The following is a 1,783-nucleotide window of genomic DNA, read 5'->3' as shown; positions in this document are numbered from 1 at the left end:
GCTGGAGCGGGTAGCGGGGGACTGACGGGTGGCTTTGGCGGGCTTCCTTGAACCAGCGTCCATACCCATCATTTCCACCCCATCGTCACCAGCTTCGCCCTCGATCTGGTCAATGATCTGGACGACGCTCTCGGTCTGATCATGGGCAGGAGCATGGGCGGTCGACGCTGCCTCCGGCTTCTTCGAGCGTGATTTCATGATGCTGGTCTCCATGATGTGGATCGACGGTCGCCCAGAGCATGAGCGGCGATAATCGGTGGATGACGATGCGGCCGCGACGATACCGGGCCGACGATCGGGCGGGATGATCTCGGCGCGATGCTGGTGATGACCGTGGGCGGTGAAGGTGGGGTTCCGATTGGACGCCTATCTGGTCGACGAGATGATCAGGCGGCGAGAAGCCGGTAGACGCTGGCGCGGCCGATTTTGAGCGTGCGGGCGATCTGGGTAGGTCCCATTCCTTGATCCCGAAGCTCCCGGATACGGTCCGGATCGATGGTAGGGCGGCGGCCGATATAGGCACCGTCATTCTTGAGCTTCCGGGCATCTATTCCGCGCCGAATCCGGGCAGTAATGAAGTGCTTCTCGATGCGACCGACGAGTCCGAAGACGGTCAGGAGGACTTCCCCCATGAGATCGCTGCCGTCGATCGTGATCGCGGGATCGTGGATGCGCAGGATCGCCTTCTTCTCGATGATGCGCTTGGCGACGGCGAGGAGGTCGGAGGTATCGCGCGCGATCCTGTCCGGGTGAAGGCAAAGAAGTTGGTCCCCACAATCGAGAAGTCGAAGTGCAGCCTCAAGCTGGTCCCGACCGGTCAGGCTCATGCCGCTCCCGACATCGCAGAACACGACCACGGCACCGAGCGATTCCAGCTTGGCCTTCTGACTGGCAATATCCTGACCTTGATCGGTCGAGATGCGTGCGTAACCGAGAACCTTGCCCATGTTGTCTCCAATCGCCTCATATGGGTCTAGAGGTTGGCATCCGACTGTCTTGGAAGCCGATATTGGCCCCATACAGCACGTCGATCGCGTATCGCCGATCGTATTGCCACCCCTTACCCATCGGAGACAGATTCTCACGAAGTCCGATTTGGCTCAAGCACTTCTATTACTTCGACATTTTGTCGTTCAGCGGTATGATCGACCGGCAACGATGGGAGCCGGACTATGGACCTGCACGATCTCCGACTTGGCGATTATGTGATCCGGGAAGATGCACTTGAAGGTCGACTGATCGGCGAGGTCCTGCACATCAGGGCGCGGGTTCAATACCTCAACGTCGGATACCCCTGCCGTGATTGGGTCGATATCAGCACCGGCACCGCATATCCTTATCGCATCGACGCCTCCGACAAGCCGACCATATATAGGGTCAGCCCGGAGGACATCCGGATGTATGGTCTGGCGGATCGTCCCCGGCGAACCCTGCCCTCGATCAATGGTGGCGCGCCATAGTCGGGCCGGATCGTCGATCGAGATCATCAGGTGAATATCGTTGATGTCGATCGTGGCGGTGAGATCGTCGAACCGGGATCGTCGCGGGTATCATCTGGTACCAAGACCATCGCACAAGATCGTCTCCGCCCGGTTGATGAAGTGGTATCGGTTGTGCGTGGAAATATCAGGCGGAAATCATCGCGCACTTCATCGACGGCGGCCGGATCGTGCACCAGCCGGATATATGAAGTCATGATCGTGAGCATCAGGGCTGCGGGGATGGTCGATCAGCTGCTCAATATCAGGGGCAGGAATGTATCAGATTTTGAGCAAGCGATCGG

4 protein-coding genes are annotated in these 1,783 nt (G+C 58.8%); 2 read left to right on the top strand and 2 right to left on the bottom strand.

What is annotated here, in order from left to right; all coding sequences use genetic code 11:
• On the bottom strand, positions 1-198 hold a 198-nt coding region (locus tag SxD43FB_RS23460), incomplete at its 3' end, for a hypothetical protein (protein ID WP_141249636.1).
• Positions 199-386: 188 nt separating this feature from the next.
• On the bottom strand, positions 387-947 hold the full coding sequence (locus tag SxD43FB_RS23455) for a recombinase family protein (RefSeq protein WP_096064151.1): 561 nt from the start codon (positions 945-947) through the stop codon (positions 387-389).
• Positions 948-1,172: 225 nt separating this feature from the next.
• Here SxD43FB_RS23455 and SxD43FB_RS23450 point away from each other — a divergent pair, with 225 nt between their 5' ends.
• The gene (locus tag SxD43FB_RS23450; protein WP_096064150.1) at positions 1,173-1,460 is read left to right on the top strand and encodes a hypothetical protein; all 288 of its coding nucleotides are present in this window, start codon (positions 1,173-1,175) and stop codon (positions 1,458-1,460) included.
• Positions 1,461-1,490: 30 nt separating this feature from the next.
• The coding region (locus SxD43FB_RS25040) for a hypothetical protein (RefSeq protein WP_141249635.1) at positions 1,491-1,783 on the top strand (293 nt) is incomplete at its 3' end.

The organism is Sphingobium sp. D43FB (assembly GCF_002312805.1).
GTDB lineage: Bacteria > Pseudomonadota > Alphaproteobacteria > Sphingomonadales > Sphingomonadaceae > Sphingobium.
This window is presented reverse-complemented; position numbering and strand designations above follow the sequence as displayed.